Annotated in this window: 15 protein-coding genes and 1 pseudogene; 10 read left to right on the top strand and 6 right to left on the bottom strand. The window is 51.7% G+C overall.

Annotated features, from left to right (window positions below; all coding sequences use genetic code 11):
• Complete coding sequence (locus KXG62_RS30240) at positions 1 to 1302, bottom strand: arsenic transporter (protein ID WP_218095744.1); 1302 nt, start codon at positions 1300 to 1302, stop codon at positions 1 to 3.
• 237 nt (positions 1303 to 1539) lie between these two features.
• On the opposite strand from KXG62_RS30240, the gene KXG62_RS30235 reads away from it, so the two are divergent.
• The 5 genes from KXG62_RS30235 to KXG62_RS30215 all read left to right on the top strand — a co-directional run bounded on the left by KXG62_RS30235 (position 1540) and on the right by KXG62_RS30215 (position 9242).
• Complete coding sequence (locus KXG62_RS30235) at positions 1540 to 3459, top strand: DUF2334 domain-containing protein (protein WP_218095743.1); 1920 nt, start codon at positions 1540 to 1542, stop codon at positions 3457 to 3459.
• A gap of 328 nt (positions 3460 to 3787) precedes the next feature.
• Positions 3788 to 4720 (top strand): N-acetylmuramoyl-L-alanine amidase family protein, encoded by a 933-nt coding sequence (locus KXG62_RS30230; RefSeq protein WP_218095741.1) that lies wholly within the window; start codon positions 3788 to 3790, stop codon positions 4718 to 4720.
• Positions 4698 to 6881 carry an ATP-binding protein gene (locus KXG62_RS30225; protein ID WP_218095740.1) on the top strand — a complete coding sequence of 728 codons (2184 nt, stop codon included), beginning with the start codon at positions 4698 to 4700 and terminating at the stop codon, positions 6879 to 6881. Before KXG62_RS30230 ends, KXG62_RS30225 begins: the two co-directional genes overlap by 23 nt.
• Positions 6878 to 7585 carry a response regulator transcription factor gene (locus KXG62_RS30220; protein ID WP_218095739.1) on the top strand — a complete coding sequence of 236 codons (708 nt, stop codon included), beginning with the start codon at positions 6878 to 6880 and terminating at the stop codon, positions 7583 to 7585. The genes KXG62_RS30225 and KXG62_RS30220 overlap by 4 nt, the downstream gene beginning before the upstream one ends.
• Before the next feature lie 304 nt (positions 7586 to 7889).
• On the top strand, positions 7890 to 9242 hold the full coding sequence (locus tag KXG62_RS30215; protein WP_218095738.1) for an ABC transporter substrate-binding protein: 1353 nt from the start codon (positions 7890 to 7892) through the stop codon (positions 9240 to 9242).
• A 243-nt stretch (positions 9243 to 9485) separates the two neighbouring features.
• On the opposite strand, the gene KXG62_RS30210 is transcribed toward KXG62_RS30215, so the two are convergent.
• The 4 genes from KXG62_RS30210 to KXG62_RS30195 form a co-directional block, all read right to left on the bottom strand.
• A complete protein-coding gene (locus tag KXG62_RS30210; protein WP_218095737.1) occupies positions 9486 to 10043 on the bottom strand; it encodes a helix-turn-helix domain-containing protein in 558 nt (185 codons plus the stop codon).
• A 288-nt stretch (positions 10044 to 10331) separates the two neighbouring features.
• Entirely contained in the window at positions 10332 to 10853 is a 522-nt protein-coding gene (locus KXG62_RS30205) for a SpoVR family protein (RefSeq protein ID WP_425517394.1), read from the bottom strand.
• Positions 10854 to 11176: 323 nt separating this feature from the next.
• Positions 11177 to 11710 carry an ImmA/IrrE family metallo-endopeptidase gene (locus KXG62_RS30200; protein WP_218095736.1) on the bottom strand — a complete coding sequence of 178 codons (534 nt, stop codon included), beginning with the start codon at positions 11708 to 11710 and terminating at the stop codon, positions 11177 to 11179.
• Positions 11707 to 12042: a helix-turn-helix domain-containing protein gene (locus tag KXG62_RS30195; protein ID WP_218095735.1), complete on the bottom strand. Its 336-nt coding sequence runs from the start codon at positions 12040 to 12042 to the stop codon at positions 11707 to 11709. Before KXG62_RS30195 ends, KXG62_RS30200 begins: the two co-directional genes overlap by 4 nt.
• Before the next feature lie 230 nt (positions 12043 to 12272).
• Here KXG62_RS30195 and KXG62_RS30190 point away from each other — a divergent pair, with 230 nt between their 5' ends.
• Both KXG62_RS30190 and KXG62_RS30185 read left to right on the top strand, forming a co-directional pair.
• Positions 12273 to 12443: a hypothetical protein gene (locus KXG62_RS30190; protein WP_218095734.1), complete on the top strand. Its 171-nt coding sequence runs from the start codon at positions 12273 to 12275 to the stop codon at positions 12441 to 12443.
• A gap of 488 nt (positions 12444 to 12931) precedes the next feature.
• On the top strand, positions 12932 to 13984 hold the full coding sequence (locus KXG62_RS30185; RefSeq protein ID WP_218095733.1) for a beta family protein: 1053 nt from the start codon (positions 12932 to 12934) through the stop codon (positions 13982 to 13984).
• Here the strand turns inward: KXG62_RS30185 and KXG62_RS30180 are convergent.
• Positions 13966 to 14532: a sce7726 family protein gene (locus KXG62_RS30180; RefSeq protein ID WP_218095732.1), complete on the bottom strand. Its 567-nt coding sequence runs from the start codon at positions 14530 to 14532 to the stop codon at positions 13966 to 13968. The two genes, KXG62_RS30185 and KXG62_RS30180, sit on opposite strands and share 19 nt — an antisense overlap.
• Positions 14533 to 14695: 163 nt before the next feature.
• Between KXG62_RS30180 and KXG62_RS34270 the strand changes: the two genes are divergently transcribed.
• From KXG62_RS34270 to KXG62_RS30170, 3 genes and pseudogenes are all read left to right on the top strand, one after another.
• Positions 14696 to 14800 (top strand): ArsB/NhaD family transporter, encoded by a 105-nt coding sequence (locus KXG62_RS34270; RefSeq protein WP_246627715.1) that lies wholly within the window; start codon positions 14696 to 14698, stop codon positions 14798 to 14800.
• A gap of 46 nt (positions 14801 to 14846) precedes the next feature.
• Positions 14847 to 15217 (top strand): annotated as a pseudogene (locus KXG62_RS34740) (arsenate reductase/protein-tyrosine-phosphatase family protein).
• A 140-nt stretch (positions 15218 to 15357) separates the two neighbouring features.
• A partial coding sequence (locus KXG62_RS30170) for a transposase (RefSeq protein WP_218095731.1) occupies positions 15358 to 15635 on the top strand: 278 nt, incomplete at its 3' end.

Genomic DNA, 15635 nt, shown 5'->3' with positions numbered 1-15635 from the left:
TTATTCTAACAGAAATAAAGTTTGGCTGAGGTAGAGCCCGAGCAGCGTAATCAGCAGGGTCGGGACGGTCAGCACGACGCCTGTTTTGAAATACGCGCCCCAGCCGATGCGCACATCTTTGCGCGCTAAAATGTGCAGCCAGATCAATGTGGCGAGCGATCCGATCGGCGTCATTTTCGGTCCGAGATCGCAGCCGATGACGTTGGCGTATATCAAGGTCTCCCGAATTGCGCCCTGCGCTTGCGAACCGTCGATGGCCAGCGCGCCGATCATGACCGACGGGAGGTTGTTCATGACGGAGGACAGCACGGCCGACAGCAGCCCCATTCCCATCGCGGCAGCAAGCATGCCGTATTGCGAGAACGTATCGATCCCGGCGGACAGCCACTCGGTGAAACCTGCATTCTTCAAGCCGTAGACGACCACGTACATGCCGATCGAGAACAGCACGATCGACCATGGCGCTTCTTTGAGCACCCGCCGCACATTCATTATACCGCTTCGATGAGCGGACCAGGCAAGCAGCAGGGCGGCGATGCCCGCGATCAGGCTGACCGGCACCCGAAGCGTCTCGCTAAGCAGGTAGCCGGCCAGCAGAAGCAGCAGGATCCCCCAGGCCATGCGGAACATCGGCACGTTTTTAATCGCCGAAGCGGGGCTCTGGGCGAGCGACAAATCGTAGCTGGCCGGAATATGCTTGCGGTAATACAAGTACAGCACGCCCAGACTGGCGAGCAGGGAGAAGGCGTTCGGCAGCAGCATGACGGATGCGTACTCGGTAAACGAGATACGGAAATAATCGGCCGAAACGATATTCACCAGGTTGCTGATGATCAGCGGTATGGACGTGGTATCGGCAATGAACCCGCTGGCCATGACAAAAGCGATCACCATCGGCGCAGGCAGCTTCAGCGCCCGTACCTGCGCAAGGACGATCGGGGTCAAGATGAGCGCGGCTCCGTCATTGGCGAAAAAGCAGGACACGAGGGCGCCCAGCAATATCGTATAGATATACAGCTTGATGCCGTGGCCGCCGGCCAAGCGCACCATATGAAGCGCAGACCATTCGAAGAAGCCGAGCTCGTCGAGCAGCAGCGAGATGACGATGAGTGCAACGAACGTAAGCGTCGCATTCCAGACGATGCCGGTTACCGACATGACGTCCGTCCACGTCACGACGCCCGACAGCAGCGCTGCGGCGGCTCCAAGCACGGCGGGCCAAGCGACGCTGATTCCGAAGGGCTGCCAAATGACGAGTGTAATCGTGATGAGAAACAAAATGACAGAAAGGATAGAAATCATGATGCGCCTCCGGACGTTAGAAAAAAGACATTCATATCATTATATCAGTCAAGGGAATTGCGCGTAAATGAGAACTGTAATAATAAAATGAGTTTAATAATTTCGCTAAAAATAAACCGTATTCGTTTTGTCGAATTTCTGCTAAAATAATTACATCATATCTTGTAAGCGCTTTATAATTCCTGGGGCACATCCGTTGGATATGTCTCCGCGATTGGACAGCCTGAGGGGAGCTCGATGACGGTGAAACGGATCCGCAAACAAACATGGCTGCGCTATGCGCTGTCCGCGCTGGCTGTCAGCATACTGGTCGCCGTTCAGATGATCATGACGGCCGAAGGGGAAGGGCGGGTGCCCAAGTTTGCGATGATGCGGCTGGAGGATATCGGTCCGGGCGGACAATACGGCTCGCCTGAGCAGCTTGGCAAGCTGAGAGCCGTGTTCGAATATCTTCGTGAGGAAGGCGTGACATATCATCTGGCGGTGATCCCCCGCTGGATCGATATTCCGAAGGACGGTCCGCGTTACGACCTGCGTCTCGACGATCCCGCCGATCCGTACGCCGTTTCCTTTCGCCAGGTGCTGCGCGAGGCGGTGGGCGGCGGAGCGACGCTCGGCATGCATGGCTATACGCACCAGGTGGGCGACGTCCGGCGCGACGACGGTCATCAGGAGTCCGGCATCGGCAACGAGTTCAATGTGGACGGTTTGAAAGAAACGAAGACTGCGGGGTTTGCGGAGCGTCGTATCAAGGAAGGGCTTGCGATCTTCACGAACATCGGATTGAAGCCCCAGTTCTGGGAGGCGCCGCATTATCATACGACCGCGGAGCAGGATCGGATGTTCCGGTCCTACTTCGGGCTCCATTACCAGGCGGACGTGCAGACGAACCGGAACGCCCCGGCAGTTCAATATACGAGCGGCCGCAATAACGGCTACGGCGCGTCGACGCTCGGCGCGGCTTATGTCCCTACGCCGCTGGACTACATTCCGTCCAACAAGGACGAGAAGATGATTTTGGACCGGATGGGGAAAAGCGGCATGGTCACTTCCTTTTTCTTTCATCCGTTTTTGGAATTCAAGTATATGGAGAAAGTAACGGACGCGGACGGCGAGCAGGCGATGCGGGACGGCATACCGGAGTACCGGTACGCGGGCTCCGGGAAGAGCCTGCTGCACAAGCTGGTGTCGGGGCTGAAAGCGAAAGGCTACACGTTCTATTCCATTCAGGATTACGTGCCGTTCACCCCGTCGGCCAGCGCCAGGCTGCCCGCCGTCTCCGGGGGAGCGAGGGAGAAGGGCTACCCGCTGCTGGCCGATGCGAACGGCGACGGTCAGCTTGACATCATCCACCTCGATGCGCGGAGCGGCACCGTCTACGTTACGGAGGGGCGGTACCGCGGACTGCGTAACGAAGCGGCGCCGCCTCCGGCCGAATGGGGGCGCGTCGGTTACGTGAAGGGCTCGGCCGCCACGGTCAGCGGGCGCGACGAAGCCGGCCCTTGCACCTTGTGGGTGGCGAACGCAGACGGCCAGCTGGAGCGCCTGGTCTCGGACGGCGGCCGATTCGTGAAGCAGGGCAGCTGGAAGATCGAAGCGAACCGCTGGAGCCGGCTGTTCGCGCTTCGCCAGCCGAACGGCGATATGGTCGTCGCCGGGTTGTCGCTTGACAAGCTGGAACTGTACGGCTGGCGGATTCGGCAGGGCGACATGCAGCCGCTGAAGCCGTACCGCTTCAGAAACGCGCTGAAGAGCGAAATACAGCCGCGCCAGGACGGGACGATCTTTGTCGCGCGGAACAGGGCGTCCTCCGGAATCCAGCTCCGGCCGGACACGTCTGCGCTGGAATGGAGCTTCGGGCGAACGGATACCGGGCTGCCGAACGAGGCCGGCTTGCTCAAGTTCGGCGATTTCAACGGCGACGGGCTGGAGGACGTGATTCGATTCGATCCGGCGACGATGAAATATGCGGTTTATTTGCGAAACAGCGAAGCGCAGTGGCGGCAGCTATCGACCTTCGGCCCATGGGGACGACCGGGGGCCGATGCGGAACTGGTGATTGCCGATTTCGACGGGAACGGGAAGAGCGACCTCGGCCTCATGAATCATGCGGACGGATATTTGGATACGGCCTTATCTTTTGTTCATCTACAATAATACGCAGGGAGAAAGCCCGGTCGATTGGAACCGGGCTTTCGCGCGTGCCAAGCAGGCGTCCGGCGCGGACTACAGCCCCATACAGCCTCGTGTTGAAGAGCTGCGGCTTGCCCCCCACAACCGCTCGAATATCCATAGGCGAAAAGAGAGAGGTTTATGTCGAAAAAGCAGGAATTTTTTGGGCTGCCGGCGAATTAACAACATACTTTTTTCAAGATTCAGAGCGATTCGTTATCAGCGGAGCGGAGCTGGAACATGTCGGCAGGCCTATTCGGGCGAAGCCGCATGACGTATTCGGCCCGCGATTCAAGAGGAGGAGGAGACCGGCTTGGAACCAAACGGAGCGTCCGGCGGCCGCAAGCGCCGTCCGCAGCGGATGATCAAGCTGAGCAGCACGGCGGCAGCCGTTGTGGCGGTGTTATGGCTGTTCTATTGGCTGCCGTACGGCGCGCATGCGCCCGCAGGAGAGGCGCCGGAAACGATGCAGCAGAGCCTGCCGGAGCCGGCCCCGGTGCAGACAGCGCTTCCCGCGTCCGAACGCACGGAACCGCAGCTAGCTGCATCGCCAGCCGCCGAGGAGCAGGCTGAAGCGTCGGCCGCCGAGCCGGAGCAGGCCGCCCGGCCGGCCCGGCTCATTGTGATCGATCCCGGCCATCAGCGCAAGGGCAACAACGAGCCGGAGCCGGTAGGGCCGGATACCCGCGCGACGAAGCCGAAGGTATCTTCCGGAACGGTCGGCGTGCAAACCCGCAAGCCGGAGTATGCGCTCAATCTGGAAGTATCCGTGCTGTTGAAGGAGGAACTGATGCGCCGGGGATTCGAGGTGCTCATGACCCGGGAGAGCCACGATGTCGATATCAGCAACAAGGAGCGGGCCGAGCTGGCCAACGAGGCCGGCGCCGCGCTGGCGATTCGGATTCATGCCGATGGCGACGCTTCTCCGAAGACCCGGGGCTTTTCCGTGCTGTATCCGTCCGCTGCGGCTTCCTTGGCGGGCCCAATTGCCGAGCCGAGCCGGGCTGCCGCCGCCGAAATCTTAACCGGACTCCGGGAAGCGACCGGCTCGAAGGGCAGAGGCTTGTCGGCACGCAGCGACTTATCCGGATTTAACTGGTCGGAAGTGCCGGTCGTGCTGGTCGAGCTCGGCTTTATGACGAACCCGGAGGAAGATACGCTGTTATCGGATCCGGATTATCAACAACAGCTGGCGAGCGGAATCGCGGAGGGAATCATGAAGTATGTTGAGGCGGAAGAGCTTTAGACAAGGATGGTTGGCGGGGAAGATTTACAAGCGGCTGGCCATTGCGCTGCTGCTCCTGCTGGCGCTGGGGATGACCGTGTTCGCCGCTGAACGCGTCTTTTGGCCGGACAAGGCGTACCCCCGGGCGGCGAACGGGACGCTGGATTTAACCGGCTGGAATTGGCAGAAGGACGGCACGCTGCCCTTGAACGGGGAGTGGTCCTTTTCCTGGAAGCAGCTGCTGCTTACGGATAGCGACGCGGGGAACGGGACTTCTCCGCCGCCGGAGCAAACGATCAAGGTGCCCGGGTCCTGGAACGGCACCGTTGTGGACGGGACGCCGCTCTCCGGCGAAGGCTACGCCACGTACCGGTTGACCGTCTTGCTGCCGGAGGGGGAAGAGGAGCTGGCGCTGCGCGTGCCGGCTGTCAGCACCTCCTACAAGCTGTGGGTGAACGGCAAGGCGATCGCTTCCACCGGGCAGCTTGGAACAACGGAAGAAACGGCGGTCCCGCAGTTTGCGCCGGAAGTCGCGGTAGCGCCCACGCTGCAATCGGAGATGGAGATCGTCATTGAGGTGGCTAACTTCAGCCATCAGCGGGGCGGGCTTCGGCAGCCGATCGAGCTCGGCGCCGCCAAAGACATTATCCGGACCAAGGAGCTGGCCGTCGGCTTCGACATGCTGCTTATCGGCTGTCTGCTGATCATGGGCTTGTACCACATGGGGCTGTTCGCCGTCAGGACCAAAGAAATGTCGATGCTGTACTTCGGCTTGTTTTGCCTGCTGTTCGGCATCCGGATGACGCTGCTCGGCGAGATCGTCATTACGAAAGCGATTCCGGGTTTTAACTGGACGCTGGAAATCAATTTGGAATATTTGAGCGCCGCTTTGAGTCTCCCGCTGTTCATTTTGTTTTTTTCCAGCTTGTATCCCAAAGAAAGCTCCCGGCTCATGAACGCCGCCTTTTGCATCCTGACCGTAAGCTATTCGGTCGTCATTGCCGTGCTGCCGACATTGATTTTCACGCAGGGGCTTGTCCCGCTGCAGCTGGTCGTGGTTGCGGCGATCGTATATGTGATGAGTATCGCCGTGTTCGCTTGCATCCGGAAGCGGGAGGGCAGCGGCATATTGCTCATATCCTGCCTTGTGCTCGGCACTTCGATCGTGAACGACATGCTCTATGCGCATCAGCTCGTTGCGACGACGGACCGGATGTCGGCGTTTGGACTGCTCATCTTCATTTTCTCGCAGGCGGCGATGCTGTCCATCAAGCTGTCGCGGGCGTTCGTCAGCGTGGAGAAGCTGTCGTCCGAGCTGACCGAGCTGAATAACGGGCTGCATGAAAAAATCGCCGAGCGCACCTACGATCTGGAGCAGGCGAACGAGGCGCTGATACGGTCGAACGACGAGTTGTCCCGACTGGAGACGTCACGAAGCCACTTGATCAGCAACATTTCGCATGATCTGGGAACGCCGATGACGACGATTCAGTGCTATATCGAGGCGATTCTGGACCGCATGGTTGACTCGGAGGAACAGCAGGAGCGCTATCTTCGCGTCATCCACAGCAAGGTCGTCGGGATGGACCGGCTGATCGAGGATTTGTTTCAGCTGTCTCAGCTGGAGGCAAGGCAAGTCGCTTTTAAACAGGAGCCGGTAACGACGGATCGGCTGATCGAGCGGCTGTTTGCCCGATACGAGCTGGATGCGAGGGGAGCGGGTATTGAGTACACGCTGACCGTGTTCCGGGACAAGGGCGGCGGAGAAGGCTTTTCCATGGTTGAAGTGGATACGGAGCGGCTCCATCAGGCTTATTCCAACCTTATTTTCAACGCGATCAAGTTTACGCCTTCGGGCGGGACGATCGCCGTCGAGATGCATGACAACGGAAGCGAGATGCGGGTGAGCGTCAGCGATTCCGGGTCGGGCATCCGGCCGGAGGACTTGCCCTACGTATTCGATCGTTTTTATACAAGCAACAAAGCGCGGAACGAATCCGTCGGGGGGAAGGGACTCGGCCTATCCATCTCGAAGGAAATCGTGGAGTATCACGGCGGGCGGATCTGGGTGGAACGGACCGGAAAGCAGCGAGGAACGGTCATCTGCTTCACGATCCCGACCCGGACGAGCCGCTCCGCTTCGAAAGCAGGCATATATCAGACGGTAGGTGACGGGACATGACGGGACAAAAAATTTTGGTGGCGGAGGACGATCCCGAAATTCGGGAAGTCATCCGATTGTATTTGCAAAAAAACGATTACGAGGTTGTACTGGCCGATAATGGAGACGATGCGGTCCGATTGGCCAGAACGGAGCTTCCGGATTTGGCGATCCTCGACGTGCTGCTTCCGGGCAAAGACGGATTCGACGTATGCAAAGATATTCGCGCGATGTCGTCGGCGCCGATCTTGTTTTTGAGCTGCCGGAAGGACGAGAGCGATAAAATTACCGGGCTGAACATGGGCGGCGACGATTACATTACGAAGCCCTTCAGCCCGAACGAGCTCATGGCGCGGGTGCGGGCCAATTTGCGCAGGCCGCATATGGCTGGCGGCGACTCGGACGCACAGAATTTGAAGCTGACGGCGGGCGCTGTTCAGATCGACCGTTTGAGTCGTGTCGTCAGGCTGAACGGGCAAGAGGTGGCGTTGTCGCGCAAGGAATTCGACCTGCTGTGCTACCTGGCTTCACGTCCGGATCAAACGTTTACGCACGAGCAGCTGTTCAAGGAGATTTGGGGCCAGGAATGCTTCAACGATACGAGAACGATCATTGTGCATGTCAGCAATTTGCGGAAAAAAATCGAGCCCGACCCGTCCAATCCCGTCTATATCATCAATGTACATGGAGTCGGCTATAAGTTTGCGAAGATCAGTCCGCAATAATGCGGTCTGCAGCAGCGGTATCACCCCCTTCCAGGGAAAAGGCGCTTTCAGCGAAGAAGCGCCTTTGACAGGGGGGGGGGGCGAGGGGAACAAGGTTGAAGGCGATTCACCTCTCTTACAGCGCAGGGGTTCGGATGCCGGGCAATACCGTGCGTCATAACGCACAAGATACACGTTGTCTTCGCGTGCGGATAAAAGTAGTTTTAGACAAATTTTGCTGAGGATTCGACATCGAATTTCGGGCAGCGTTCGAAGTATAATTATGTATGAAAGCGTATACATATACAAAAAGGGGAGGCTTATCATGTTGACAACAAAAGTTTCATCCGGCTTGCTGGCCGCAGCGATGATGGCGTCGGTTCTCGCCGGATGCGCGAGCAGCGGGGAGAAGAAGGCGGGAGAGACGGCGTCCAAACCAAACGAAGTCAATTATAACGAAGCCGTAACGCTGACGTTTGTTTCGCAATTCGCCGACAATCAGGAATATTTCAACAAGCTGTATGGCGACCGGATCAAGAAAAAATTTCCGAACGTCACCATTGACTTCATCCCCCGCGGCACCGGAACGGGGATCGCCGACCTGGTCGCATCCGGCAGAAATCCGGACATCATGTACGGCAATTTATCCGATATCGACGGCTTCCTTATCGATACGGGCCTTGCCTATGATATGTCCGATCTCGTGAAGAAAAACAATTATGACCTGAACCGGTTTGACCCGGTTCATATCGACAGCATCCGGAATACGAATCCCGACGGCGCGCTGTACGGCTTGCCGATGCCATCCTCGCAAGTGCAGGTGATGTTCTATAACAAAAGCCTGTTCGATAAATTCGGCGTGCCGTATCCGAAGGACGGGATGACGTGGGACGACACGTACGAGCTTGCCAAAAAAATGACGCGCGTGGATGCCGGCCAAGTATACCGCGGCTTTAGCTCCTTTATCGGCGCCGTGCTTCGGGATAATCAGTTGTCCATTCCGTATCTGGACCCGAAGGCCGATCAAATGAACAATTCCGAGCGCTGGAAGACGCTGATCGACAACCTGGGCCGCTTCTACTTGATTGAGAACAATAACCGCGATCCGAAGAAACGCTCGCAAACCGATGAATATACCGCATTCCAGAAAAATATGAACGTAGCGATGCAAGTCAACCAGCTGACCCGTTATTTGGAATTCCCGGAAGAGCTGAACTGGGATATGGTGACGATTCCGACGTTCAAGGAAGCGCCGAACGTAGGCTCCCAGCCGGGCGCGTATTATTGGTACATCTCGCAAACGAACAAGCATAAGGATATCTCGTTCGCCATTATTTCGTACATGCTCTCCGACGAAGTGCAGCTCGATATGGCGAAAACGCTGGGACTTGTCCCTTCGCTGAAAAACACGAGCGATATTTTCAAATCGATCGGTCAGGACGTGCCGCAACTGAAAGGGAAAAATATCCCCGCCGTGTACAAATACAAACCGGCTTCCGCGCCGCCGAAGCGGGATAAATCGCTGATCGGAGCGAACCCGAACGAGCTGAAGAAATCGATGGAGAAAGCGTTCGACCGTATTACTCTGGATAAAGTGGACCTCAATACCGCGCTGAGGGATGCGGCGGAAGAGATGGCGAAGGCCGTAGAGCAGAAGAAAGCGAATATGAAAAAGTAAACGAATCGAAGAACCCCCTTTCTCTTATGCCGAGAAAGGGGGGTTGCGCATGAGGCGCGCAAGGGGCCGAAGCGGCCCTCGTCCACTGAAGCCTCAAGAGAGGCACACAGGATTCGCGTGTCATATTCAGGACGGTAACGCCGCATTGCGCGTTATACGATGCACCGCTCGCACCACACAGCCATGCCTTCGTGCCTCGGACACATTGCTCCCCGCACGGCATGCTGCGGCTCGAACCATCGCTTAGTCCGGGTCCGTAGAAGAGGACGTATCCGCCTGCGGGCCCGGGATCAGGACGGTCGCCAAGCTGTATCGTCTGCGGCCCGGACCGGGCTCATTGGGCAAATAGTTGACGACGGCAGCCGATAAGTCCGTCACCATTTGCTTCCATTCCGCTTCGCTCAAGTAGACGGCGATTTGCCGGTAGCCCGCGCCGTCGCGTGCCATATCCATCGATTTCTGCCCGGCGTACTCGCCGAAGTCGCCGAGCAGCTGCGCCAGAAACATCATAAAATACCGGAGATGATCGTCCGAATCGAACGAGGCCAAATCCTCCTGCGTAATGTCCTTGCCCCGCTCGGCCAGCGCGTACGTTTTCTCGACCGCGCCGCGAATCCGCTTTTGTTCGACCACCTGCAGAATGCCGGCTTGCACAAGCTTCTGTAGCTGGCGATACAGCGTTGCCTGGGGAATATCGGGAAGCCACTCCTGCAACTGCTGCGTGCTGCGCCGCTGACCGATCATGGCCTGGATGATTCGCATGCGAACCGGATGCAGGAGGAGGTTGGCTTTTTCGTTCATGGAAGGTCCCTCATTTATCGATATGTTATACAAAATGATAATAAAACAATGCACGCCCAGAAGCAAATCTGCGCGTGCATGACAATCCGCGCAGGAGACGACCGACCGGTTCGCAGAGCGAAATGCGTGCCAGGATTCGTCATGTGTTGAGACACCGGCTTCGGCCGATCCGCGCTAGCTTGAACAACAAACGATACAGCCCCCGCGAAAATAAGAGGGCTGCGGGTCAATGCCGTGGGCAAAGAATAAGCCGCGACCGTAACCTTCGTTACGCCGCGGCTTTGTTTGCTACAGAAACTTGCGGTTATGCTTCTTCCCGTCGTACGAGAACAGCACGGGCTTCGCCTCAATGACCGATTCCAGATGGACCGTCTTGCCCCACAGCTGCTGGATGTACGGAATGGTGCGCTCCACATATTTGAGATCCAGCTCCATGCCTTCGTACATATGCTTGAGGTACAGCTCCCCGTTTCTTTCGAAGTCGCCGTTATCGACGACAATGTACGGGAAGCCGCCGTTCACGCGGGAGTAGACGAGCTGATCGCGGATGTGCTCCCATGATTTGTCGGTAATTTTCCACTCCGGCCCCTTTTTCTCGAAAATGTATAAATCGAGCTCGTCACACAGCTTTTTCGTCATGTAGTTGCGGATGAAGGAGAGGTCGGAGTCGTATTCGCGCACTTCGAATATTTTTTTGCGTCCTTCGCCGCCTTGGCGGCCGAATCGTTCGCGCTCCTCCTGGGTTGGTTGATCTCGAATATTTGCTCGACAGGTCATGGAGAACGCGAAGGCGTACATTCGCGGCTGGATCGGCTACTACTAAGCAGCCGACATGTAGCCGATATGTAATGGAAGAAGCCGAGGACGAAGGAAAGCTAGGGATACAAGAGTGGCAGGCTTACCAATGGGAAATACTCGGCAGGGCAGGTCTATTGGCGAATAGCCGGTAGTGCAGTACTGCATCGCTCTGTTACAAACGAAAGGCTCGCACCAGCAGGGTATTACGATTCCCTGTTCAGAACGAGCGCCTTCGTCAATTGCACGTAAAAAGCTGAACCGCCGTATACCGAAAGGTACGTAAGGTGGTGTGGAAGGTCGGTGTTCCTAGTAGGATGGCCTCCTATCCGATTAATTTAAATAACACCAATTTTACCTAAACGAATAAATAATGCTTGTTGACTTACTTTAAACTGTTCAGCTATTTCAGTGAACTGTTTCGATTCATTGTTAAGTAAATCAATTTCCCCATCTAACTTTTCTTGAACAGCTTCTATAAGAAATTGTTTTGGCATCAAAAGTGCAGCGGCAAAAGCATTCGCTTCAACCTCTTCAGGGTTAATTGCTTTCGAAGAATTTTCATCCCTAAAGTTTAACTTAAAGCCTCTGTCGACATGCATCTCGTTGCCTTTATGTAGTAGAAAATGACCCAATTCATGAGCAATTGTAAAACGTTGTCTATTTACAGAGTGAGAAGAGTTAACACCAATTATTACTTCACTCTCGTCTTCATTTCGAAAAAGCAGTCCAGATAGCTCACCTTCAAAAGGTTGGTATTGTACATGAATATTTAAGTTTTTTGCAATCTCTTCAACTGGAATTGGTACCTCATGAATATTTAATTTGTTTAGCAGTTGTTCTGCTTTTTTTTCTGCTTTATTAATATTCATGATTTATCCCCCAGTTTTTTAGTATTCATATACATTTTTTTGAAAAATTCAATTCCATCAGGGTCGAGCTTTTCCACATTCTCGGGTAAGTCAATATTTGTAATAAGCTCAGTTGGAGGAGGAAGCAAATCTAAAGGAGTAATGCCTAGAGTATCTGCAATTTCATATAGAGAATGGATTTGAAACCGTTGTTTTCCTTGCTCAATATTAGTTATTGAAGTTCTTGATCGATTAACACGATCGGCCAATTCTTCTTGTGTCCATTTTTTTTGTTCGCGGTAATTTCTAATTCTCTTTCCAATTTCCTGGTAAAGTAAATCTTCAATCATCATGTTTTAGCTCCAATTACAAAGTCTTTCTAACATTAATATTACCTTCAAAAATTTTAAAGTCAATGAGAGTAAAGTCTTGCATATATAAATGTTTGTGTAGTTGACAATTATATGTCAAAGATATTGACATTTTAAAATAAAAAGGTTTGTGTTGTTGACATCATCGTTTTAATAATGTTAATCTAGAAATGTGCTTTAGGGAAAAAATATCCAGGAGAGGAGGTGATAGCATGGCGACAAACGGTAAACCAGGTCCAGGAAGGGTTGGAGCTGTTCGCGATCGGAGTCAATTTCAAGCTCCAAACGGTAATTGGGTAAAGAGAGATGGCAATACCGGCAGATTTATGGATCAAAAAACAAGCAGCCCAACTCCATTTAAAGGTGTTCGTAAGGAGAAGTAATGTGGACTAGCCCCGTTACAAAAAAGGAAAAAAGCTTAACCAAAGTTAAGCTTTTTTCGCAGGATTTGGTAGAGCATGTTTGTTTTTGTTAACCTTCGCCAAAAGTCATTAACAAAAACCTGAATAGTCATTCTAACCTGATTCTACAACACGCGCCAAATTCCTGCTACTTCACTGAACTTGTAAAGTTTTATATGGCTAGTCCTTCACTATTTGAAAATCACTTGTGTTGCATCTTCTGCTTTGCTACTGTGCGGTTCAACAACGGTTGTTTCATTCCGAATGTCATATGCAGGAGACGACTTTGCAATGTGGTTACGAATTGTTTTGTGTTTGCTTGGCGTGTTATGTGTGATCGTCAGCTTTTACTTCCTTGTTTACTTCTCGTGGCTGTTGATTGTGTTTTGTATACTTGGATTATTCTCGTTGCTATGGCTAACAGTGACTCTCGTCCAAGACGACGCAGAGCATACTAAGGAGGAAGCAATTTGACAATCTACTACCCCGTGTTGCGAGTGTCACCAGCTGAGATGAACGCGTACGAAACATTAAAGGAAAGCACGAAACATCAGATCATTCCGGTTCTTGAAGCAAAGCGCATATCAAGGGATAGCAAGGAGACTTGGTGGAATACATACAATACACTGGGGAGCTACTTAAAGGGGAAATTGAATGATAATCTATTTATCTATGATTTCAAGCAGTCTTTCGATAAGTTAGGGGAAGTTGATGAACACTTGGTTGATGAGAATAGGATGAATGTTATTAAGCATTGCTCACGTAAGCTTGATGAATCAGAGATGAAGTTCATTCCATGTGTACACTTTGATTCTCCACAATGGTATATTCAGTCGGTAATTAACTTGCAAAAATCAAAGCTTGCTATTCGAGTGCGATGCAAAGATTTTAATGCAACAATGGATCAGATTGTGTTGCAGACAATTTACAATAATGTAATCGATAATTTGCAGCAGCCAACTCAACTTATTTTAATTTTGGATTTCGCGAACAAACCAACTTCGCCCGAACGTATTCAAAAAGCGATAGAAATGTTTTCGAAACTGGAACATGCTCAACTTGTCTTGTCGTTAACTACTTGCCCGGAAGATGCAAGTAATGTAGGGGCTATGAGTTTTGATGTAGCAGCAGAGAGGGAAGATTACAGAATATTCAGAGGGCTGGCAGAAAAATACCCCAATTTAGCATTTTCGGATTATACCGTAAGACCAACTGGGGAGCCGGACAAAGAAGCGCGGATTGATTATTACAACACATACATTAAAGTCTTCTACACGACTCATAATTCCTATATGATTGGTAAGTCGACATTAATAAAAGATAATGGAATTGATACTTTTCATGAAGTTTGTCAAGAAATCATTGATAGTGATGTGTATCAAGGAAGTGACTTTTCGGCTGGAAGTTATGCCATAAAGCAATGCGCGGATCGTATTGTTGTGGTTAGCAATCACTCTAAACCAATTGAATATGGTATAAACCACCACATTGAGCTAACGGCTTCTCAATTACGCCAAAATTGACGTGTCTTTAGTGCTTGATAAACATACGGTCTTATGGTCTCAATACAGGCAACTTGATTGAATAGATGAAGAAGTTGCTGTTTTTTTAGGCTCTTATACTTTTTGGGATAACCTAACACATCAACAAATCCTTCAAGTTCATCTTTCCAAAGTAATTTCAACAGAATACTTTTATCTTGGGACGATTTTTTTCGTCCTGTTCTTTTTGTAATTAGCCTGCTACCGTCTTGGCTAATGACTTGTATACCCCACCAGTCTGGGACCAGTTCTTTTGCATGTTCATAAAACTTCCGCGCGGTAACGACCGTCATTCGTTCAAATAGTTTATTATAACTTTGAATTTGTTGTGGTAAGCGATCTAACGTATCACAGTCACTTTTTATTTCGTATCCATGAATAATCCCGTTAACAACAGCAACATCAACTCGGTTGGATCCAAAATCAATGCCCAGCTCATGGATAATTCTTGTGTCTGGATCATTACCATGATTTTCAATTAATTCTTCAATTAGAAGTTCCCTGTAATATTTATCATTCAATTTTATCATAAAATCACCTAATTACTTTTAAGGTTTTGGTAATCATTCTAATAGTATTCTACATGTTATCTAAATAGTTGTAAAATTGGTAGATTAACTTAGCAGGAGAGGAGAGGGATTGTTCGTTGCAACGGTAGGACTGGGCTTCCTGTCAGCCGTGTTGTCATCCATCATGAATAACATGCCAACGTTCATGATCGATGTCCTTGCGATTAAGGGCATGAACACGGATCGCATTGTACGAGAAGCTCTGATTTATGAAATATTGTCTGGGTGATCTTGGTCCTTAAGATTACACCAGTTGAGCCTCTTGCCGCCCTCTTATGGTTTTATCCACGACAGTCGTGAATCAATACGTAGTACAAACCGCAGGTTTAGAAGCCCATGGACTAAATACGCGTGCCGTTGCAACGATGAAAGAAGAAGGAATCGATATTCTAATCACACATCTAATGTCATGATTCTAGGATTTTGAACCTCGCTGATTACGTCATTACGCTATGCGGACAATTGCCCTGTAATCTCCAATAAGAACGTTGTAAAGCTACTGGGGCTTTGGGGAATCGCTAAGGTAACAGGTACGGAAGAAGAATTTATAGCGAAATTTCGTGAGGTTCGCGACTCCATCAAAGACCGTATTGAGCTGTTTGTGAAAGAAGGAAAATTTATGCTGCATGCTCCTCATAAAAGTTAAAACCCAGCTGAATTACTCAGCTGAGTTTTTATTAGGTTGGAAAATACGGTGGTTGAGATGAACGACTCTCAGTTAATTTTTGGAGGACGTAAAAAGTTTTGTGTAAATGGTTAAACTTTCCATTAAGGAGATGATCATTTATGCAAGATCTAAAGGACAAGACGATCAAGGAGCTGGCAAAAGATTGCCGGACAGTTGAAGATGTACATGAAATGTTGAAGAATCTTTTCAAGGATACGATTCAGCAATTGTTTGAAGCTGAGATGGACGATCACTTGGGTTACAGTAAACATAGTTCGGATGGCGACAACACGGGAAATAGCCGCAACGGTTATACCAAAAAGACAATTAAAACGAAGTTTGGTAACACCGAACTGAACGTTCCACGTGATCGAAACAGCGAATTTGAGCCTCAAGT

The sequence above is a fragment of the Paenibacillus solanacearum genome (assembly GCF_910593845.1).
Taxonomy (GTDB): Bacteria; Bacillota; Bacilli; order Paenibacillales; family NBRC-103111; genus Paenibacillus_G; species Paenibacillus_G solanacearum.
Note: the sequence above shows the minus strand (reverse complement) of the source record. Positions and strands in the feature narration are given on the sequence as shown.